General features: G+C 62.7%; 15 protein-coding genes. 8 read left to right on the top strand and 7 right to left on the bottom strand.

What is annotated here, in order from left to right; translation table 11 throughout:
- Positions 1 to 21: 21 nt before the first annotated feature.
- A complete protein-coding gene (locus AC3RCM_RS07130) occupies positions 22 to 1,323 on the top strand; it encodes a mechanosensitive ion channel family protein (RefSeq protein WP_014590066.1) in 1,302 nt (433 codons plus the stop codon).
- A gap of 42 nt (positions 1,324 to 1,365) precedes the next feature.
- On the opposite strand, the gene AC3RCM_RS07125 is transcribed toward AC3RCM_RS07130, so the two are convergent.
- From AC3RCM_RS07125 to AC3RCM_RS07115, 3 genes are all read right to left on the bottom strand, one after another.
- Complete coding sequence (locus tag AC3RCM_RS07125; RefSeq protein ID WP_064492102.1) at positions 1,366 to 2,241, bottom strand: carboxylate/amino acid/amine transporter; 876 nt, start codon at positions 2,239 to 2,241, stop codon at positions 1,366 to 1,368.
- Positions 2,242 to 2,496: 255 nt separating this feature from the next.
- Entirely contained in the window at positions 2,497 to 3,096 is a 600-nt protein-coding gene (locus tag AC3RCM_RS07120) for an FMN-dependent NADH-azoreductase (protein ID WP_003254608.1), read from the bottom strand.
- A 111-nt stretch (positions 3,097 to 3,207) separates the two neighbouring features.
- Complete coding sequence (locus AC3RCM_RS07115) at positions 3,208 to 3,522, bottom strand: hypothetical protein (protein WP_012051530.1); 315 nt, start codon at positions 3,520 to 3,522, stop codon at positions 3,208 to 3,210.
- A gap of 48 nt (positions 3,523 to 3,570) precedes the next feature.
- On the opposite strand from AC3RCM_RS07115, the gene AC3RCM_RS07110 reads away from it, so the two are divergent.
- The 4 genes from AC3RCM_RS07110 (at position 3,571) to AC3RCM_RS07095 (ending at position 7,766) form a co-directional block, all read left to right on the top strand.
- Positions 3,571 to 4,494, top strand: coding sequence for a LysR family transcriptional regulator (locus tag AC3RCM_RS07110; protein WP_003254610.1), 924 nt, complete (start codon positions 3,571 to 3,573; stop codon positions 4,492 to 4,494).
- A 13-nt stretch (positions 4,495 to 4,507) separates the two neighbouring features.
- Positions 4,508 to 5,320 carry an alpha/beta fold hydrolase gene (locus AC3RCM_RS07105; protein ID WP_014590064.1) on the top strand — a complete coding sequence of 271 codons (813 nt, stop codon included), beginning with the start codon at positions 4,508 to 4,510 and terminating at the stop codon, positions 5,318 to 5,320.
- Positions 5,314 to 5,871 (top strand): peptidylprolyl isomerase A, encoded by a 558-nt coding sequence (locus AC3RCM_RS07100; RefSeq protein ID WP_020191622.1) that lies wholly within the window; start codon positions 5,314 to 5,316, stop codon positions 5,869 to 5,871. The genes AC3RCM_RS07105 and AC3RCM_RS07100 overlap by 7 nt, the downstream gene beginning before the upstream one ends.
- 62 nt (positions 5,872 to 5,933) lie before the next feature.
- Positions 5,934 to 7,766: an ABC transporter ATP-binding protein gene (locus AC3RCM_RS07095; RefSeq protein ID WP_492629447.1), complete on the top strand. Its 1,833-nt coding sequence runs from the start codon at positions 5,934 to 5,936 to the stop codon at positions 7,764 to 7,766.
- Between the two features lie 124 nt (positions 7,767 to 7,890).
- On the opposite strand, the gene AC3RCM_RS07090 is transcribed toward AC3RCM_RS07095, so the two are convergent.
- Entirely contained in the window at positions 7,891 to 9,018 is a 1,128-nt protein-coding gene (locus AC3RCM_RS07090) for a GNAT family N-acetyltransferase (protein ID WP_003254614.1), read from the bottom strand.
- 262 nt (positions 9,019 to 9,280) lie between these two features.
- Between AC3RCM_RS07090 and AC3RCM_RS07085 the strand changes: the two genes are divergently transcribed.
- Complete coding sequence (locus tag AC3RCM_RS07085; RefSeq protein ID WP_020191620.1) at positions 9,281 to 10,525, top strand: putative porin; 1,245 nt, start codon at positions 9,281 to 9,283, stop codon at positions 10,523 to 10,525.
- A 200-nt stretch (positions 10,526 to 10,725) separates the two neighbouring features.
- Here the strand turns inward: AC3RCM_RS07085 and AC3RCM_RS07080 are convergent, their stop codons facing one another.
- The gene (locus AC3RCM_RS07080) at positions 10,726 to 11,847 is read right to left on the bottom strand and encodes a beta-ketoacyl-ACP synthase III (RefSeq protein WP_104886545.1); all 1,122 of its coding nucleotides are present in this window, start codon (positions 11,845 to 11,847) and stop codon (positions 10,726 to 10,728) included.
- Positions 11,848 to 12,021: 174 nt separating this feature from the next.
- Positions 12,022 to 15,927, bottom strand: a complete 3,906-nt coding sequence (hrpA, locus tag AC3RCM_RS07075) for an ATP-dependent RNA helicase HrpA (RefSeq protein ID WP_014590059.1) — start codon at positions 15,925 to 15,927, stop codon at positions 12,022 to 12,024.
- A 797-nt stretch (positions 15,928 to 16,724) separates the two neighbouring features.
- Between hrpA and AC3RCM_RS07070 the strand changes: the two genes are divergently transcribed.
- Together AC3RCM_RS07070 and AC3RCM_RS07065 are read left to right on the top strand one after the other, a co-directional pair.
- Complete coding sequence (locus AC3RCM_RS07070) at positions 16,725 to 18,089, top strand: glutamine synthetase family protein (protein ID WP_010955221.1); 1,365 nt, start codon at positions 16,725 to 16,727, stop codon at positions 18,087 to 18,089.
- Between the two features lie 24 nt (positions 18,090 to 18,113).
- The gene (locus AC3RCM_RS07065; protein WP_064491823.1) at positions 18,114 to 19,421 is read left to right on the top strand and encodes an NAD(P)/FAD-dependent oxidoreductase; all 1,308 of its coding nucleotides are present in this window, start codon (positions 18,114 to 18,116) and stop codon (positions 19,419 to 19,421) included.
- A gap of 286 nt (positions 19,422 to 19,707) precedes the next feature.
- On the opposite strand, the gene fadD1 is transcribed toward AC3RCM_RS07065, so the two are convergent.
- On the bottom strand, positions 19,708 to 21,405 hold the full coding sequence (gene fadD1, locus AC3RCM_RS07060; RefSeq protein ID WP_003254620.1) for a long-chain-fatty-acid--CoA ligase FadD1: 1,698 nt from the start codon (positions 21,403 to 21,405) through the stop codon (positions 19,708 to 19,710).
- Positions 21,406 to 21,522: the final 117 nt, after the last annotated feature.

Raw genomic sequence — 21,522 nt, 5'->3', positions numbered from 1 at the left:
AACAAGACTGTACGCAAGCCCATGGATATCCAACGAATCTGGCGTGACTCCCTCGACCTGTGGGGCACCCTCGACCAACATCCCATGCTGCACGCCGCCATCGGTCTGGCGGTACTGCTGCTCATCTCCCTGGTAGTCGGCCGCCTGGCGCGCTTCCTGATACTGCACGGCGCGCGCCTGCTGGCCCGCCAGCCTGCGCTGAAGTGGCTGGACGACCTGCGCCACAACAAGGTGTTCCACCGCCTGGCGCAAACAACCCCGTCCCTGGTGCTGCAATTCGGCCTGAAGCTGGTGCCTGAGCTGTCCGACACCGCCCAGCACTTCCTCGGCAATGTCGCCCTGGCCTTCACCCTGCTGTTCATGACCATGGCGCTGTCATGCCTGCTGGATGCCCTGCTCGACATCTATGCCCGTACCGAACATGCCCGCACCCGCTCGATCAAGGGCTACGTGCAACTGGCCAAGATGATGCTGTGGATCTTCGCCTCGATCGTCATCGTCGCTACCCTGATCGACCGCTCGCCGCTGTTGCTGCTGTCCGGCCTGGGTGCGATGTCGGCGGTGCTGCTGTTGGTGTACAAGGACACCCTGCTGTCGTTCGTCGCCAGCGTGCAGTTGACCAGCAACGACATGCTACATGTGGGTGACTGGATCGAAATGCCGCAGGTAGGCGCCGATGGCGACGTGGTGGACATCACCTTGCACACGGTGAAAGTGCAGAACTTCGACAAGACCATCGTCTCCATCCCCACCTGGCGCCTGATGAGCGAGTCATTCCGCAATTACCGCGGCATGCAGCAGTCCGGTGGCCGGCGCATCAAGCGCAGCCTGTTCATCGACGCCGCCGGCGTGCGCTTTCTCACCCGCGAAGAAGAACAGCGCCTGAGCCAAGTGCAGCTACTGAGTGACTACCTGGCGGGCAAGCGCCAGGAACTGCAAAACTGGAACGAGGCGCTGGGGCCGGTGGCGGACCTGTCAGCCAACCGCCGCAAGCTGACCAACATCGGCACCTTCCGCGCGTTCGCCCTGGCCTATTTGAAGAACCACCCCAATATTCATCCGAACATGACCTGCATGGTGCGGCAGATGCAGACCACCGCCGAAGGCGTACCGCTGGAAATCTACTGCTTCACCACCACCACGGTGTGGGCGGATTACGAGCGCATCCAGGGGGATATCTTCGACTATCTGCTGGCGGTATTGCCGGAGTTCGGCTTGAGCCTGTATCAGCAGCCGAGTGGCAATGATATGCGCGTGGGGTTGGCCGGGCGTACGGCGGCAGAACCGATGCCGCGTCGCCTTGAAGAAATGAACGAGGCCTGAGATTGCTGGGGCTGCCTTGCAGCCCCCGGATCAAAGGGCGCGTCAGGCCTTGCCGGCCAGCGGTGCTTGCGCGCGACCACCCAGGCGGCTCAGCCACACCGACGCCAGGATGATCCCCCCGCCGATGAATAGCCGCCCTAGCGGCTCGTGCTGGTTCCAGATCAACAGGTTCAGCAGCAGCCCTACCGGCACATGCAGGTTGTTCATCACCGCCAGCGTACCGCCAGAAACCAGGCATGCACCTTTGTTCCACCAGTACAGCCCCAGCGCCGTCGGACACAGCCCCAGGAACAACAGCACCAGCCATTGCACATCAGTGCTCGGCAGGTGCTGAGTGTTGCCGAACAGCAGGAAGGCCGGAAGCACCACCAGCAACGCGCCGAGGTAAAAGTACCCAAAGCGCGCGTAGTGTGGCAGGTCGCTGGGATGGCGAGCGACCAGGTGACGGTACAGCACCTGGCCAGCGGCGTAGGTAAAGTTAGCCAGTTGCAGCAGCAGGAAGCCGATGAAGAACTCGCCGCTGATGCTGTCGAAGCGGATCACGGCAGCACCGGCCACGGCGACCAGCGCGGCCACTAGCGCCCAAGCGTTGAAGCGCCGGTTCAGGGCATCTTCGATCAAGGTCACGTGTAGCGGCGTGAGGATCGTGAACAGCAGCACCTCCGGTACGGTAAGCACGCGGAAACTCAGGTACAGGCAGACGTAGGTGATGCCGTACTGCAACGCGCCGATCAGCAGCATCCAGCGCATGAAGCGTGGCTCGACCTGGCGCCAGCGGGTCAGCGGCAGGAACACCAGGCCGGCCAGCAGCACCCTGGCGAGCACTGCGAAATAGCTGTCGACGTGCCCGGCCAGGTACTCGCCGATCAAGCTGAAGGAAAACGCCTGGATCAGCGCGACGATTATCAGGTAGCCCATGGTTGCCTCTCGTGAATCAAGGCCGCGACCTTAGCGGGTTGCAGCGAATGAGTTCAACCATGAGGAATGTAGGGGCTGTACCGGCCTCTTCGCGGGCACGCCCGCTCCCACAGGGACCTGCATATCTTCCGGCGAGCGAAGAGGCCGGCACTGGCGACCTGAAAACCCCAGGCATAAAAAAGCCCGGCCATACAAGCCGGGCAGGTACACCCAAAGGAGCAAAAACAGGTGTCAGGTTTGGGAATTCGTGAAGCCTCAGGCCACCGCCGCCAGCTTGGCCTTGGCCTGGTTGACGCCCTTCTCGTGGAACTCGCCGCTCATGTTCAGGCCTTCGGCATGGATGAAGTCGACATCGTGGATGCCGATGAAAGCCATCACCTGGCGCAGGTACGGTTCCTGGTGGTCACTGCTGGCACCCGCATGGATGCCGCCGCGAGCAGTCAGGACGATGGCGCGCTTGCCGGTCAGCAGGCCTTGCGGGCCGGTCGGGGTGTACTTGAAGGTGATACCCGCACGCAGCACATGGTCCAGCCAGGCCTTCAGGGTGCTGGGGATGGTGAAGTTGTACATGGGCGCAGCCATCACCAGTACGTCGGCAGCCAACAACTCATCCGTCAGTTCGTTGGAACGGGCCAGGGCCTCCAGTTCGGCGGCGCTGCGCTGTTCTTCGGGCTTCATCCAGCCACCCAGCAGGTTCGCGTCCAGGTGGGGAACCGGGCTTACTGCCAGGTCGCGCACAGTGATCTGATCGGCCGGGTGAGCGGCCTGCCATTGCTGAATGAAGTCCTTGGTCAGCTGACGGGAAACGGAATCCTGCTGGCGGGCGCTGCTTTCGATGATCAGTACGCGGGACATGGGGGGTGCCTCCATCGGCAAAAAAGGGTGCGATTCGATGGAGGTGAGATTAAGGCTTGACCTATCGATAAAAAAGCGTAAAAAGTGGGTCCAATCTATCGATTAATCAGTTTATTCCGCGCTGCAGTTCAAGGCGATCCGTAGTTTGATGATTTGCCGATTGAATTTGGCGGTGACATCGACGCTTTTACCCGCCGGTACGTTCACCCGGCGCACCCGTGGTGCCTCTGGGCCATTGCGGAAGGTCACCTTGCACGCCGCCGGGACCTGCCCATAGTTGTTGAGGGTGATGGCGCCAATGTCATAGGCCGTGTCATAGGCGGTGTAGTCGAGCTTGACCCCGGTCAGCTCCTTCTCCACATCGATGGGATAAGCCATGGCCCCGAGGGGCAGGCACATCAGTATTGCCGCACAACATTTCTTCATGGGCCGCTCTCCTTGAAAGAGCGCAGCTTAGGACAACAGGAGCGAAAGATGAAAGCGCCGCGCGTAACCCTTGACCAGTGGCGAACCCTGCAAGCAGTGGTCGATCACGGCGGGTTTGCCCAGGCCGCCGAGGCCTTGCACCGCTCGCAGTCATCGGTCAGCTACACCGTGGCCCGCATGCAGGAGCAGCTGGGCGTCCCGCTGTTGCGCATCGATGGCCGCAAGGCGGTGCTGACCGAGGCCGGCAATGTGCTGCTGCGCCGCTCGCGCCACCTGGTCAAGCAGGCCAGCCAGCTCGAAGACCTGGCCCACCACATGGAACAGGGCTGGGAAGCCGAGGTGCGCCTGGTGGTCGATGCCGCCTACCCCAGCGCCCGCCTGGTGCGCGCGCTGGCTGCGTTCATGCCACAAAGCCGCGGCTGCCGGGTGCGCCTGCGTGAAGAAGTGCTGTCTGGCGTGGAGGAAGTGATGCACGAAGGCATCGCCGACCTGGCCATCAGCAGCTACAGCATCGGCGGCTACCTGGGCGCCGAATTGAGCGCAGTGGAGTTCATCGCCGTCGCCCACCCCGAACACAGTCTGCACCGCCTGGGACGCGAACTGACCTTCCAGGACCTGGAAAGCCAGCTGCAGGTGGTGATCCGCGACTCCGGCCGCGCCCAACCGCGCGACGTGGGCTGGCTGGGCGCCGAGCAGCGCTGGACCGTCGGCAGCCTGGGCACCGCCGCCACCTTCGTCAGCAGCGGCCTGGGCTTTGCCTGGCTGCCCCGTCACATGATCGAGCGCGAGCTGCGCGAAGGCGTGCTCAAGCCATTGCCGCTGGATCAGGGTGGCAGCCGCCACCCACTGTTCTACCTTTATTCGAGCAAAGAGAAGACCCTGGGCCCGGCCACGCAGATTCTCATCGACCTGCTGCGCAATTTCGACACCGCGCCACTGGACGTGCCCTTCGCAGCCCCCCCACAAGCCTGAGAGGACCGCGCCCATGGCCTATTTCGAACACGAAGGATGCACGCTGCATTACGAGGAATATGGCCAGGGCGAACCCTTGGTGCTGCTGCACGGCCTGGGCTCCAGCTGCCAGGACTGGGAGTTGCAGGTGCCGGTGCTCAGCGGCCACTACCGGGTGATACTCATGGACATCCGCGGCCACGGTCGCTCCGACAAACCCGCTGACGGTTACCAGATCGCCACCTTCAGTGCCGACCTGCTGGCCCTGCTCGAACACTTGCACACAGGCCCGGTGCACTTCGTCGGCCTGTCCATGGGCGGCATGGTCGGCTTCCAGTTTGCCGTCGACCACCCACAATGGTTGCGCAGCCTGTGCATCGTCAACAGCGCCCCCGAGGTCAAGCGTCGCACCCGCAGTGACTGGCTATGGTGGTTCAAGCGCTGGAGCCTGGCGCGCGTGCTCAGTGTCGAAACCGTCGGCAAGGGGCTGGCCGAGCGGCTGTTCCCCAAACCACAACAGGCAGACCTGCGGCAGAAGATGGCCCAGCGCTGGGCGCGCAACGACAAACGCGCCTACCTGAAAAGCTTCGACGCCATCGTCGACTGGGGCGTGCAGGAACGCATCGGGCAGATTCACTGTCCTACCCTGGTGATCGCCGCCGACCACGATTACACGCCGATACAACTCAAACAGCGCTACGTCGCCCTCATACCCAACGCCAGGCTGGTCGTCGTCGACGATTCCCGGCACGCTACACCCCTCGATCAACCCGAGGTCTTCAACCAGACCCTGCTGCAATTCCTCGCAGCCGCTTCCACCTCTCAAGGATCTTTGAGCCCATGCTGAAAAAACTTCTGCTCACCGCCTGCTCGGTCGCCTTCGCCACCAGTGTCATGGCTTCCGACAAGACCCCGCACGTCCTGCTGGACACCAGCTTCGGCCAGGTCGAAATCGAGCTGAACGCCGAGAAGGCACCGCTCAGTACCAAGAACTTCCTGCAGTACGTGGACAGCGGCTTCTACAACAACACCATCTTCCACCGCGTGATCCCGGGGTTCATGGTCCAGGGCGGCGGTTTCACTGACCAGATGGTGCAAAAAGAAACCCAGGCCCCGATCAAGAACGAGGCCAGCAACGGCCTGCAGAACACCCGCGGCACCCTGTCGATGGCACGCACGTCCAACCCGAACTCGGCCACCAGCCAGTTCTTCATCAACGTCGCCGACAACGACTTCCTAAACCCAGGTCGCGACGCCGGTTATGCCGTGTTCGGCAAAGTGACCAAAGGCATGGAAGTGGTCGATCAGATCGTCAACTCGCCGACCACCATCAAAAAAGGCATGCGCGACGTACCGGCCGATCCGGTCTATATCAAGTCCGCCAAACGTATCGACTGACTGCAGGCTTCACAGGGATGTGAAACCGCCTGAGGGTCGGACGAACAGGAGTGTTGTCGCCCATGCTGTACCGCCGTTTCGAAAGACTGATCGATATTTTCCGCGAGGCACCGAGCGAAGCCCCCCCGAGCACGGTGTGGCCGTTCTACCTGTATTACCTGCGCCAGGTGTGGCCCAGCTTCGTGGCCCTGCTGGTGGTCGGCCTGGTCGCCTCGCTGATCGAGGTGGCGATGTTCAGTTACCTCAGCCGCATCATCGACCTGGCCCAGGGTACGCCCAATGCCAACTTCTTCAGCCAGCACAGCGGCGAGCTGATCTGGATGCTAGTTGTGATTCTGCTGCTGCGGCCTTTGTTCTTCGGCCTGCACGACCTGCTGGTGCACCAGACCATCAACCCCGGCATGACCAGCCTGATCCGCTGGCAAAACCATACCTATGTGCTCAAGCAGAGCCTGAACTTCTTTCAGAGCGACTTCGCCGGGCGTATTGCCCAGCGCATCATGCAGACCGGCAACTCGCTGCGCGATTCCGCCGTGCAGGCGGTGGACGCGCTTTGGCATGTGCTGATCTACGCCATCACCTCGCTGGTGCTGTTCGCCGAGGCCGACTGGCGCCTGATGCTGCCGCTGCTGGCGTGGATCGTCAGCTACATTGCCGCGCTGTTCTACTTCGTGCCACGGGTCAAGGAGCGCTCGGTAGTGTCTTCGGACGCACGTTCCAAGCTGATGGGGCGTATCGTCGATGGCTACACCAACATCGCGACGCTGAAGCTGTTCGCCCATACCGACTACGAACAGCAGTATGCGCGTGAGGCAATCCGCGAGCAGACCGAGAAAACCCAGCTGGCCTCCCGGGTGATCACCAGCATGGACGTGGTCATCACCACCCTCAATGGCCTGCTGGTGGTCGCCACCACCGGCCTTGCCCTGTGGCTGTGGAGCCAATCGCTGATCACCGTGGGTGCCATCGCCCTGGCCACTGGCCTGGTGATCCGCATCGTCAACATGTCGGGCTGGATCATGTGGGTGGTCAACGGCATCTTCGAGAACATCGGCATGGTGCAGGACGGCCTGCAGACCATCGCCCAGCCGGTCACCGTCACCGACCAGCCCAATGCGCCGGCCCTGAAGGTCAGCCGCGGCGCGGTGCGTTTCGATGACGTCGACTTCCATTACGGCAAGGCCACCAATGTCATAGAAGGGCTCAACCTGGACATCCGCCCGGGCGAGAAAATCGGTTTGATCGGCCCGTCCGGGGCAGGCAAGTCGACTCTGGTCAATCTGCTGTTGCGCCTGTACGACGTGCAGGGTGGGCGCATCCTCATCGACGGCCAGGACATTGCCAAGGTGAGCCAGGCCAGCCTGCGTGCACAGATCGGCATGATCACCCAGGATACCTCGCTGCTGCACCGTTCGATTCGCGAAAACCTGCTGTACGGCCGCCCCGGTGCCAGCGATGCAGAACTGCATGAAGCTGTGCGCCGCGCGCGGGCTGACGAGTTCATCCCACAGCTTTCGGATGCCCAGGGCCGCACCGGTTTCGATGCCCATGTGGGGGAGCGCGGGGTCAAGTTGTCGGGCGGTCAGCGTCAGCGTATCGCCATTGCCCGGGTCCTGTTGAAGAATGCGCCGATCCTGATCATGGACGAGGCCACTTCAGCGCTGGACTCGGAGGTGGAGGCTGCCATCCAGGAAAGCCTGGAGACGCTGATGCAGGGCAAGACGGTGATTGCCATCGCCCACCGGCTTTCCACCATTGCCCGTATGGACCGGTTGGTAGTGCTGGACAAGGGACGAATTGCCGAAAGTGGCAGCCACAGTGAGTTGCTGGAGCAGCAAGGGCTGTATGCCCGGTTGTGGCACCACCAGACCGGGGGCTTTGTCGGGGTCGATTGACGCTTGCACCGGCCTTTTCGCGGGCTCGCCCGCTCCCACAGGATCACCACAGGCCTCAGAACTGTGCAATACCTGTGGGAGCGGGCAAGCCCGCGAAAAGGCCGGCACAGGCAACACAAAACGCTCAGTCCCGGCGGTAGGGCAACATCCCCCGCGCCTCCTCGGCATACCCCTTGACCCCTTCCCGTTCCTGCAGCAGAAAATCCTCCACCGCCCGCCGCAACCCCGGGTGCAGCAGGTAATGCCACGACCGCGTCAACACCGGCTCGAACCCGCGTATCAACTTGTGCTCCCCCTGTGCCCCGGCATCGAAACGCTGGTAACCCTCGGCAATGGCAAAGTCCATGCCCTGGTAGAAACACGTCTCGAAATGCAGCCGATCGAACTCATCCAGGCAGCCCCAGTAGCGGCCAAACAGGCTGTCGCCGCCCACCAGGCTCAGGGCCATAGCCACATCACGCCCGCCCTGACGAGCCATTACCACGCGCACCGCCTCGGGCATGCGCTCGGCCAGCAGACTGAAAAATTCGCGCGTCAGGTAGGGGGCACGACGGCGCACCGCATAGGTGTTGGCATAGCACAGAAAGACGAAATCCCACTGTGCCTCGTCCAGTTCATCACCGCGGTACCAGCGGAAGTCGATACCCTGCCCCGCCACCTGCTCACGCTCCTTGCGCATCTGCTTGCGCTTGCGCGAGCTGAGGCTGTCGAGAAAGTCCTGGAAGTCGCGATACCCCCGGTTTTGCCAGTGAAACTGGCAGCCCAGGCGTTCCATCCACCCAGGCAGGCCCGCCAACTGCGCGTCCAGCGCCGGGTCGGTGAAGTTGATGTGCGCTCCGGAAAGCCCACCCTTGCCCAGATACTCCGGCAGGGCCTGCAGCATCAACAAACCGTCAGCCGGATCGGCCGCCAGCAGCCGTGGGCCGCTGACCGGACTGAACGGCACAGCGCCAAGCAGTTTTGGGTAGTAGGCGATACCGGCCCGCTCACAAGCATCGGCCCAACCATGATCGAACACATACTCGCCAAACGAGTGCCACTTGCGGTACGCGGGCAACAGCGCCCGTACCTGTCCGTCACGCTCCAGCACCAGGTGCTCGGCGGCCCAGCCAGTGTTGCGCGCCACGCTGCCGCTGTCCTCCATTGCACTGAGAAAAGCATGGCGCAGGAAGGGTTGGCCGGCTGGCACAAGGGCATCCCAGGTGGCCGTCGGCAGATCACGCAGGTGGGCAAGGCTGTACAGGCTGGTCACGTTTTCGGCTCGCTGTCTGAAGACCGTCAGTATCCCCAAGGAAGGCCCGTCGCTCAAATGACGAACGCCGGGTGGGTCCTTTAATACTCAATTACTTAACAACAGTGCCACTAATCAGACATTAATCTGTCATTGGCCCCCGCAATACTTGCGCCTGTTTTCCGGAACCCTAGAACCTGTCTATTCAGGCCCTTTCCGAAGACATGCCAACGCAGGGGCAGGCGCTTGAGCCTCCCCCATTTTTTTCAGTAGGGAGAACCTTATGCGTCTTGTTTCCACACTTACCGGAGTAAGCCTCACCGGCATGATGCTGGCCCTGAGTGCCCCGGCCAGTGCTGCTGTCGACGCCAAGCTGCTCGAAATGCTCCGCGCCAATGGCTCGATCAACCAGGCGCAGTACAACGAACTGCAGGGCGACCTGGCAAAAGAAACCAAGGAAAAGGCCGACCAGAAAGCTCAGTCCGAACGCATGAGCTCCTTTGAACAAAAAGTGGCATGGGCCGCCAAGACCCAGATCAAGGGTGACGTGCGCCTGCGTTACGAAGACGTCAACGTCGACGATCCGAACAGCAGCAGCGGCAACCAGGACCGCCAGCGGGTACGTGCCCGTGTCGGTTTCTACAGCGAGATCAACCCGCAGGTCGACGCTGGGGTCCGTATCGCCACTGGCAGCAGCGCTGACCGACGTTCGACCAACCAGAGCTTCGACAACTACTTCGACAAGAAGTCGCTGTGGGTCGACCTGGCCTACCTCGACTGGCATCCGACTGCAGTGCCTAACCTGCACCTGATTGGCGGCAAGATGCAACAGCCTTGGGTGAGCATGGGCGACATCATCTGGGATAGCGACATCAACCCGGAAGGTGTGGCGGCCACTTACAAGGCTGACCTGGGCGGGGCCGAAGTCTTTGCCAGCGCCGGTCAGTACACCCTGAAGGACAACGTCGATGGTGACGGCGTCCAGTACAAGCACGATGCGCAGGTCTACCACGGCCAGTTGGGCGCCAAGTTCGCGCCGGCCGACGTGCTCAAGCTCACCGTGGGTGCCAGCATCTATGGTTACGACAACGACAAGGAAGCCGCCATCCTGCAGTCGTTCGGCAACACCACCAACGAGTTCAATCTGGTGGAAGGCTTTGGCCAGATCGACTTCACTGGCTTGGCCATTCCGCTGTCGGCCTATGGCCAGTACGTGAAGAACACCGACAGCACCGACGGCGAAGATCAGGCCTGGCTGGCTGGCCTGAAAACCAAAATGGGTGCCTGGAGCCTGGACTACAACTACCGCGATGTGCAGCGTAACGCGGTGGTCAGCCTGTTCACCGATTCGGACTTCGGCAACGGCTACACCGGTTCGCGTGGTCACAAGTTCAAGGTCGGTTACGAAATCGACAAGAACTTCTCCCTGGGTGCTGCCTACCTGATGGCCAAGACCGACCTGTCGCAGCTGCCGAACAGCGATGCTGACGTCGACACCCTGCAGGTAGATCTGGAAGCCAAGTTCTAAGCGACACCCTGCTCTGCTTCACCTGAAGCGGGAAACGCCGACCCCATCCGGCGTTTCCCGCTTCTTTTTGCCTGTGTGAAATGCGCCGGCCCCTTCGCGGGCTTGCCCGCTCCCACAGAATCACCACAGACCTTGAGAACTGTGCTGTACCTGTGGGAGCGGGCAAGCCCGCGAAGAGGCCGTAACAGGCGCCTGATGAATCAGCGCTTGCGCAGAATCACACTACCAATCGAATACCCCGCACCAAACGAGCTCAACACGCCCAACGAGCCCTTGGCCAGGTCATCCTGGTACAGGTGGAAGGCAATCACCGACCCCGCCGAGCTGGTATTGGCGTAACGGTCCAGAATCACCGGTGCCTCTTCCACGGCCACTTCACGCCCCAACAGCTTCTTGACGATCAGCTGGTTCATGCTGAGGTTGGCCTGGTGCAGCCAGAAGCGCTTCACGTCGCCCGGTTGTAGCCCATTCTCCTGCAGATGCTCACCGATCAGCTCGGCCACCTTCGGGCACACCTCGCGGAACACCTTGCGGCCTTCCTGGATGAACAGCTTGTCCGCAGCGCCTTCGCCCTCTTCCGCCGCACGGTTGAGGAAGCCGAAGTTGTTGCGGATGTTGTTGGAGAACTCAGTCCAGAGCTTGCTGCTCACGATGTCGAACTGGTGCGCCGAAGTGGCCTGGTCGGCACGCTCCAGCAACACGGCGGTGGCGGCATCGCCAAAAATGAAATGGCTGTCGCGGTCACGGAAGTTGAGGTGGCCGGTGCACACTTCGGGGTTGACCATCAGCACCGCCCGCGCCTGGCCCAGCGCTACGCTGTTGGCGGCGGTCTGGATACCGAAGGTGGCCGACGAGCAGGCCACGTTCATGTCGAAGGCAAAGCCCTGGACACCCAGTGCCTGTTGCACTTCGATGGCGATCGCCGGGTAAGGGCGCTGCAAGTTGGAGCAGGCGACGATCACCCCGTCGACATCGGCCGCCGTTCGGCCTGCGCGCTCCAGGGCCTGGCGGGCAGCGGCCACGGCCATTTCACACAGCACCGACGGTTCATCGTTGCTGCGCTCGGGCAGGCGCGGCTTCATGCGCTGCGGGTCGAGGATACCGGCCTTGTCCATGACAAAGCGGCTCTTGATGCCCGAGGCCTTTTCGATAAACGCCGCGTCAGAGAGCGGCGCCGCCTCGACTTCACCGCGCTCGATGGCGGCAGCGTTGTCCTGGTTGAACTGCTGCGACCAGGCATTGAAGGAAGCCACCAGCTCTTCGTTGGAAATGCTCTGGGCCGGGGTGTACAGGCCGGTGCCGCTGATCACGACGTTATGCACGGTCGTTCCTCTGGTCAAAGGCCATCGCCACGGGGCGCTGGCTGGAAACATGACAGGTTAATGGCACTTTAGTGCCAATTCAGGGGCATACGTTTACCCCCGCGCGGCGGGCTTATCCGCCAAGGGCCGCAAAGCGGCCCCAAACGCCCCAAAGTTTGCCACAAATAATGGAGGTTAGCCTTCCACCTGACTCCATTGTTTGCTCAATCGCTTGTCAGAAATCGGCACCTTGGTCCCCAACTGCTGGGCAAACAGCGACACTCGATATTCTTCCAGCCACCAGCGGTACACGGTCAGTTGCTCATCGCGCTTGCCTTCCTGGGCATGCTTGTCGGCACGGGCCTTGTACTGCGCCCACAGGTTGGCCAATTCGCCGCTCCACACCCGGTCCTTCTGTACTTGCGAGCCGAGTTTCTCGAGGCGCAATTCAACCGCCTTGAGGTAACGCGGCAACTCCTTGAACCACACCCCAGGCGTTTCGCGTACGAAGCCCGGGTACACCAGGTTGCCTAGCTGCTGCTTGATGTCGTTCAGTGCCACCGCTTGGCTCAGGTCGATCTTGCCCTTGAAGCGTTTCTGCAGACCATGCCACAGCTTCAGCACTTCCAGAGTCTGCCTTGCCAGGCGCTCGGCATGCTCGGCCCAGCTGCCGCGCTTGCGTTCAGCCAGCGCGGCCAAGGCCGCACCATCACGTGGCAACGGTTGTTCGCCTTCAAGGATGCAACTGTCCAGGCTGGCCAGCAGAATGTCTTCGACCAGCGCCTCTACCCGCCCCATTTCACGGTACAGCAGGCCCAGCTCGGTCAGCCCCGGCAGCTTGCCGCGCAGGAACTTGGCCGGCTCGGCCAGTTGCTGCAGCAACAGCCGTTGCAAGGCGCGGCGGTGCTGAAACTCGGCTTCGGCCTGGGTCGAGAAGCGCCCTTCACGCACAGTGCCGTTGTCTTCCACCAGCGCCGGGTACACGGTCATCGACAGGCCGGCGATCTTCTGCTGGGCGGTCTGCTTCACTTCGCTGAAGGCCTTGGCCTGCACCGGCTGCTCACCCTTGGCGTCACGCGGCACGGCCAGGGCAGCCTGGCTGGCGGCAGCAAAGCGCGCGGTCAGTTCCGCCAGGTCGCGGCCTTCGCCAAGGAACTTGCCCTGGCCATCGACCACTTCGATGTTCATGCGCAGGTGGCCCTCGACCTGGTTGACCGACTCGTCCCAGGCCTCATCCGACACACGCGCACCGGTCATGCGCAGCAGCTCCTGGCCCAGGGCCTGTGGCAGCGCCCCTTGGCCGAAGGTCATGCGCGCCAGCGAAGCCTTGACGAAGTCTGGCACCGGGACAAAGTTCTTGCGCAGGGCCTTGGGCAGGTTGCGCACCAGCGCCACGCACTTGGCCTCCAGCAGGCCCGGCACCAGCCACTCCAGGCGCTCGCCCGGCAGGCTCGGCAACAGCGGTGCCGGCACCCGCACCGTCACACCATCACGGGGGTGGCCGGGCTCGAAGTGGTAGCTCAGCGGCAGGCGCAGATCGCCCACCTGCATACTGTCGGGGTACTGTGCGGCGGTCACTTCGCTGGCCTCGCGGGCCAGCACGTCCTCCTCGCGCATGATCAGCAGGTTGGCGTCCTTTTGGCTGCCCATGCGGTACCAACTATCAAAGGTCGCCGTCTGGTGGATTTCCGCCGGCAGGCGCGCTTCGTAGAAAGCGTACAGCGTTTCTTCGTCAGCCAGGATGTCACGCCGGCGAGCCTTGGCTTCCAGCTCGTCCAGCTCTTCAAGCAGGCGTTTGTTGGCCGCCAGGCACTTGGCCCGCGACTGGATTTCGCCACCCACCAGGCCTTCACGGATAAACAGCTCGCGCGAGGTTGCCGGGTCGATCGGGCCGTAGTGCACCGGCCGACGGCCGACCAGGATCAGCCCGTAGAGCGTGATCTGCTCGTAGGCCACCACCTGCCCGCGCTTCTTCTCCCAGTGCGGCTCGAAATGGTTCTTCTTGATCAGGTGGCCGGCCAGCGGCTCGATCCAGTCCGGCTCGATCTTGGCCACCATGCGCGCATACAGCTTGGTGGTTTCGACCAGCTCGGCAGCCATGACCCACTGCGGGCGCTTGCGCCCCAGGCCAGACGATGGATGCACCCAGAAGCGCCGCTGACGGGCGCCTTGGTAGTCGCCCTCTTCGGTCTTCTGGCCAATCTGGCTGAGCAGCCCGCTGAGGATTGCCTTGTGCATCTTCTGGTAATCGGTCGGTTCCTTGTTCACCGTCAGCTGCAGGTCACGGCAAATCAGCGCCAACTGACGATGAGCATCGCGCCACTCGCGCAGCCGCAAGTAGTTCAGGAACTGCTTGCGGCACCAGTTGCGCAGCGGGTTGGCAGTCAGCGCCTGGCGTTGTTCCTCGAAGCCGCGCCACAGGTTGACCAGCGCAGCGAAGTCCGAGTCCACGTCCTTCCACTGTGCGTGCGCCTGATCGGCGGCCTGCTGGCGTTCTGGAGGGCGTTCACGCGGGTCCTGCACCGACAGCGCGCTGGTGACGATCAGCACTTCCTGCAGGCTGCCCAGGCGCGCGCCTTCAAGCAGCATGCGGCCCAGCCGCGGATCGATCGGCAAGCGCGCCAGCTGGCGGCCAATTGGCGTCAGCTGGTTCTCGCGGTTGACCGCCGAAAGCTCCTGCAACAGGTTGAAGCCGTCGCTGATGGCTTTGCCATCCGGCGGCTCGATGAACGGGAAGGCATCGATTGCGCCCAGGCGCAGGTGCAACATCTGCAGGATCACCGCCGCCAGGTTGGTGCGCAGAATCTCCGGGTCGGTAAACGCTGGCCGGCTGTTGAAGTCCTCTTCGCTGTAGAGACGCACGCAAATGCCCGGCTCGACCCGGCCGCAACGGCCTTTACGCTGGTTGGCACTGGCCTGTGACACTGCCTCGATCGGCAGGCGCTGGACCTTGGCGCGGTAGCTGTAGCGGCTGATGCGCGCAGTACCGGTGTCAATCACATAGCGGATGCCAGGCACGGTCAGCGAGGTTTCGGCGACGTTGGTGGCCAGCACCACGCGGCGCCCGGTGTGCGGTTGGAAGATACGCTGCTGCTCGGCCGGCGACAGGCGCGCGTACAGCGGCAAAATCTCGGTATGGCGCAGTTGCGCCTTGCGCAGGATCTCGGCGGCATCACGGATTTCCCGCTCGCCCGGCAGGAAGATCAGCACATCGCCCGGGCCCTTGCCTTCGCTGCGTTCGTGCTGCGCCAGCTCGTCGAGGGTGGCAAGGATGGCCTGATCGACAGTGAGGTCATCCTCGATCTGGTTGCCCTCTTCGTCCTGCTCGCTGGTCAGCGGGCGGTACCAGGTGTCCACCGGGAAGGTGCGCCCGGACACCTCGATGATCGGCGCACCGTCGAAGTGCCTGGAGAAGCGCTCCAGGTCGATGGTGGCCGAGGTGATGATCAGTTTCAGGTCCGGTCGGCGATGCAGCAACGTTTTCAGGTAGCCGAGCAGGAAGTCGATGTTCAGGCTGCGCTCGTGCGCTTCGTCGACGATGATCGTGTCATAGCGTTCAAGGAAGCGGTCATGCTGGGTTTCGGCCAGGAGAATGCCGTCGGTCATCAGCTTGACCAAGGTGTTGGAATCGCTCTGGTCTTCGAAACGCACCTGGTAACCGACCAGCGCGCCCAAGGGCGTGCCCAGCTCTTCGGCGACTCGCGCGGCCACGCTACGCGCTGCGATCCTGCGTGGCTGGGTATGGGCGATCAACCCATGGCTGCCACGGCCAAGCTCCAGGCAGATTTTCGGCAACTGGGTCGTCTTGCCAGAGCCGGTTTCGCCGGCGATCACCAATACCTGGTTTTCGGCCAAGGCCTTCTTGATTTCGTCACGCTTGGCGGCGATGGGCAGGTTGTCGTCGTAGCGTACGGTCGGCACGCTCTGCTGACGCGCGGTGACCTGAGCGCAGGAGGCCTGGACCTTCTCCACCCACTGCGCCAGCTTCGCCTCGTCGGGGCGCTTGCGCAGTTCGTGCAGTTGCCGGCGCAGGCGATGGCGGTCGGCAATCATGGCGTGGTCGAGGTTTTGCAGCAGTTTGTCGATGGCGTGGTCAGTCATGGGGCTTTTTAGTGATGCAGGTGAGCCTGCTTTTTCATGATCGGCATTCGGAAAGTCGGGCGATTGTCGCAGATTTGCGGATTCTCTGCTGCCTGCACGCTCCCTGTGGGAGCGGCCTTGTGTCGCGATAGGGCCGCAAAGCGGCCCCAGCAATTTCTGCGTGGTCGCTGATGGCCGGGGTCCGCTACGCGGCCCTTTCGCGACGCAAGGCCGCACAAAGGTGGCGTCCTGGGACAGATTGCACTTGGCGAACGGCAGCGGCGGGTGGCGCAGTTGCTCAAGGCGTGCTCAACGCTCGGTACTTGCGCGGTCTCCTGTGGGAGCGGGCGAGCCCGCGAAGCAGCCACCGCGTTGCATGGCACCGGCCTGCCGGTGTTCGCGGGCATGCCCGCTCCCACAGGGATCACGCCAGCTTTCAGAAATTGAGCAAGACAGTTGCTCCCACTTTGACCGTGATGCTTTCAACACGAATGTTTAGCCGAGTGCGATGTAAAGGTTGCCATTCACTGCTTTAATCAACCTTACGCCGCATGTGAGTATCAAAGGCATGACTCCCGCCCAGCCCATCGCCCCACCGTCGTCCCGCCCTTCGCTACCGAAGGCCCGGAGCCGTGCCGGGGAAAATCCGCTGGTCCACATCATCCTCGCCTTCTGGGCCTTGTGGCACTGCCGTCACGCGCGCCCACCGGACACCTCGCTCACGCCATTGTGACCAAACCCGGCCAGCGTCTGGCCGTTTGACTCAACCGGGCCGCCTGCTTGCGCGGTGGCCCTGCGCGTCTATGAGCGAATTGATCATGCACTTTGCCCCTGTAGAGCAGGCTACCCGTTTTCTGGCCGACAACCCCGATATCGAGCTGTTCGAACTGTTCATCCTCGACGCCAACGGTGTGCCACGCGGCAAGCTGTTGCACCGCGAGGAACTGCTGGCCGTGTACCAGACAGGCCGGCCACTGCCCAGCACCATCCTTGGCCTGACCCTCAATGGCGACGACGTGGAAAACTCCGGCCTGGTGTGGGACGTCGGCGATATCGACTGCCGTGCCTACCCGCTTGACGGCAGCCTGGTGCGCCTGCCCTGGCGCCGGGTCCCCACCGCCGCAGTGCAGGTGAGCATGCACCCCAGCGAGGGGCTGCCGGCCAGCATCGCGGACCCACGCCATGTGCTGCTGCGCACCATCGAAGCGCTGAAGGCTGACGGTTATCACCCGGTGATGGCCTGCGAGCTGGAGTTCTACCTGCTTGACCAGCAGCGTGATGCCCAGGGCCGCCCACAACCGGCACTGGACAACGATGGCGGCCGCCCACGCAGCACCCAGGTCTATGGCCTGCGCGAACTGGAGCAGATCGAACCGTTCCTCGCCGACCTGTACGCTGCCTGCAAGGCCCAAGGCATCCCGGCGCGCACGGCCATTTCCGAGTACGCCCCAGGCCAGGTGGAAATCACCCTGGAGCATGGCGATGCGCTGCAGGCAATGGACCAGGCGGTGCGCTACAAGCGCCTGGTAAAAGGTGTGGCCCATGCCCACGGCATGCAGGCCTGCTTCATGGCCAAGCCATTCGCCCAACTGGCCGGCACCGGCATGCACATGCACCTGAGCCTGGCCGACAGCGCCGGCAACAACCTGTTCGCCAGCGAAGACAAGGCCGGCACCCCGCTGCTGCGCCAGGCCGTGGCCGGCATGCTGCGCCACCTGCGCGACTCGCTGCTGCTGTTCTGCCCCAACGCCAACTCCTTCCGCCGCTTCCAGGCCAACAGCTATGCGCCCCTGGCGCCAACCTGGGGCGTGGACAACCGCACCGTGAGCCTGCGTGTGCCAGGAGGCCCTGCCAACAGCCGCCATGTGGAGCACCGCATCTGTGGCGCAGATGCCAACCCTTACCTGGCTGCAGCGGCGATCCTTGCTGCCAGCCACTGGGGCATCCGCGAACAGCTTGACCCAGGCGCGCCCGTTGAAGGCAACGGCTATGCCCAGGCCACCGAACACCTGCCCACTGACTGGCTGACCGCACTCGACGCCCTGCAACATTCCGATTGGGCCCGTGAAGCATTGGGCGAAGACTTCCTTGGCGTGTACCTGAAGGTCAAGCGCGCCGAGTACCGCCAGTTCATGGCCGAAGTCAGCGAACAGGACTGGCGCTGGTACCTGCACCAGGCCTGAGCCCCTAAATAACAAGGAACACCCATGAACGCAGCATTGAACAACGGCCCGGCGCAGCGCGCGCCGTCCTACTACAGCGCCACCCTCAACGACCACACTGCGTACCCGCAACTCAAAGGCACGGTGCAGGTGGATGTGGCGATCATCGGCGGTGGCTTTACGGGCGTGGCCACGGCGGTTGAACTGGCCGAGCGCGGCCTGAAGGTCGCCATCGTCGAAACCAACCGTATCGGCTGGGGCGCCAGCGGGCGCAACGGCGGCCAGGTGACCGGCAGCCTGTCGGGCGACGAGGCCATGCGCTCGCAGATGCGCAACCACCTGGGCGCCGAAGTTGACGACTTCATCTGGCACTTGCGCTGGCGCGGGCACCAGGTGATCGAGCAGCGCGTGGCGCGCTATGGCATCGATTGCGACCTCAAGCGTGGCCACCTGCATGCAGCCATGAAGCCTTCGCACATGAACGAACTGCGTGCGTTCGAGGCCGAAGCACAGCGCCGCGGCATGGGCGATCAGGTGCAATTGCTCGATCGCGCTGCAGTGGCCGAGCATCTGCAAAGCCCGCTTTATCTGGGTGCGTTGAAGAACCTGCGCAACCTGCACCTGCACCCACTCAACCTGTGCCTGGGCGAAGCCCGTGCCGCGCATGGCCTGGGTGCACTGATATTCGAAAATTCCGAAGTGCTGGACATCGTCCATGGCCCGCGCCCGGCGGTGGTTACCGCCCACGGCCGGGTGGAGGCACGCCAGGTGATGTTGGCCGGCGATGTGTATCACAAGCTGGAAAAGCGCCAGCTCAAGGGCAAGATCTTCCCAGCCATGGGCGGTATCGTCACCACCGCGCCGCTGGGTGAGCTGGCCGAGCAGATCAACCCGCAGGACCTGGCGGTGTACGACTGCCGCTTCGTCCTCGACTACTACCGCCTGACGGCCGACAAGCGCCTGCTGTTCGGCGGCGGCGCCAACTACTCGGGCAAGGATTCACGGGACATCGAAGGCGAATTGCGCCCCTGCATCGAACGCACCTTCCCGGCATTGAAGGGGGTGCCGATCGAGTTCCAGTGGAGCTGCGCCATGGGCATCGTGGTCAACCGCATCCCGCAGTTGGGCAAGCTGTCGGACAACGTGTGGTACTGCCAGGGTTACTCGGGGCATGGCATTGCCACCAGCCACATCATGGGCGAGATCATGGCCGAAGCGCTGACCGGCACGCTGGAGAAGTTCGACACCTTCGCCCAGTGCAAGCATGTGCGAGTGCCGATGGGGGACTTGCTGGGGAACCCGCTGCTGGCGGCGGGGATGTGGTATTACCAGATGCTCGAGAAGCTGCGCTGAGTTGCGCGGATGTAGGAGCGGGTTTACCCGCGAAAGGGCCGGCCCTGCTGACCGATCTCCACCCGCCGTTCACCGTTGTCGCCACTACCGTATTCGCGGGTAAACCCGCTCCTACCGGGGCTCACAATGTCTGAAGACGGCGCCGCATCTTATTGTGGGGCCTTGTGTCGCGAAAGGGGCGCAAAGCGCCCCCAGCCATCGTTGCATCACCGCCGAAATCCCAGGGCCGCGTCGCGGCCCTTTCGCGACACGAGGCCGCGCCCACACTGAGCGTGCAGGCTTGTGGTCAGGCGATCTTCTTCAAGCCTTGCTTCTTGAGCTCTTCATCACGCAGTTCGCGGCGCAGGATCTTGCCCACGTTGGTGGTCGGCAGCGAATCGCGGAACTCGATGTGGCGCGGTACCTTGTAGCCGGTAACGTTGGCACGCATGTGCTCCATCACCTGCTCCTTGGTCACGGTCATGCCCGGCTTGACCACGATGAAGACCTTGATCACTTCACCCGACTTCTCGTCCGGCACACCGATGGCTGCGCACTGCAGCACGCCCGGCAGGGCCGCCAACACGTCTTCCAGCTCGTTGGGGTATACGTTGAAGCCCGAGACCAGGATCATGTCTTTCTTGCGGTCGACGATGCGCATGTAGCCGTCCGCCTGGATCACGGCGATGTCGCCGGTCTTCAGCCAGCCTTCGCTGTCGAGAATCTCGGCCGTGGCATCTTCACGCTGCCAGTAGCCCTTCATCACCTGCGGGCCCTTGACACACAGCTCGCCCACTTCGCCAAGCGGCAACTCATTGCCAGCGTCGTCGATGACCTTGCACAGGGTCGACGGCACCGGAATACCGATGGTGCCCACCTGGTTCGCTTCCGAGGGGTTCACCGCCGCCACCGGGCTGGTTTCGGTCATGCCATAGCCTTCGCAGATGGCGCAACCGGTAACGGCCTTCCAGCGCTCGGCCACGCTTAGCTGCAAGGCCATACCGCCCGACAGGGTGATTTTCAGCGCCGAGAAATCCAGGGCTCGGAACGCCTCGTTGTTGCACAGGGCAACGAACAAGGTGTTGAGGCCCACAAAGCCGCTGAACTTCCACTTGCCCAGTTCCTTGACCATCGCCGGCAAGTCTCGCGGGTTGCTGATCAGCACGTTGTGGTTGCCGATCAGCATCATCGCCATGCAATGGAAGGTAAACGCATAGATGTGGTAAAGCGGCAGCGGGGTGATGAGGATTTCGCAGCCTTCGTGCAGGTTGGCGCCCATCAGTGCGCGGCACTGCAGCATGTTGGCCACCAGGTTGCGGTGGGTCAGCATGGCGCCTTTGGCCACGCCGGTGGTACCGCCGGTGTACTGCAGCACCGCCACGTCGTTGGCCTGCGGGTTGGCTTCGGTCACTGGCTGGCCCTTGCCCAGCGCCAGGGCGTCATTGAAACGCACGGCCTGCGGCAGGTTGTAGGCCGGCACCATCTTCTTCACGTATTTGATCACGCTGTTGATCAGCAGGCGCTTGAGTGGTGGCAGCAGGTCGGCCACTTCGGTGACGATAACGTGCCTGACCTGGGTTTTGGGCACCACTTTTTCCGCCAGGTGGGCCATGTTGGCCAGGCACACCAAGGCCTTGGCACCCGAGTCGTTGAACTGGTGTTCCATCTCCCGCGCGGTGTACAGCGGGTTGGTGTTGACTACGATCAGCCCGGCACGCATGGCACCGAAGACCGCGACCGGGTATTGCAGGACATTGGGCAGTTGCACGGCAATGCGGTCACCCGGCTTGAGGTCGGTATGCTGCTGCAGCCAGGCGGCAAACGCCCCCGACAACGCATACAACTCGCCATAAGTGATAGTCTTGCCCAGGTTGCTAAAGGCCGGTTTGTCGGCAAAGCGTTGGCAGGATTGCTTGAGTACTGCCTGGATATTGGGGAATTCGTCAGGATTGATTTCCGCCGTAATCCCGGCTGGGTACTTATCCTTCCAAAAATTTTCGATCATGGAAGCCCACTCCTTCAGCAACAGCGAAGTTCGATTCACGCGTCGATGCGCTTATTATTGATATGAGATGACGGTTCGTTGCAAACCGGATCATCTGGAAGCGGGCCGAGAGTAACA

The sequence above is a fragment of the Pseudomonas sp. GW823-FHT05G12 genome (genome assembly GCF_058795575.1).
This window is presented reverse-complemented; position numbering and strand designations above follow the sequence as displayed.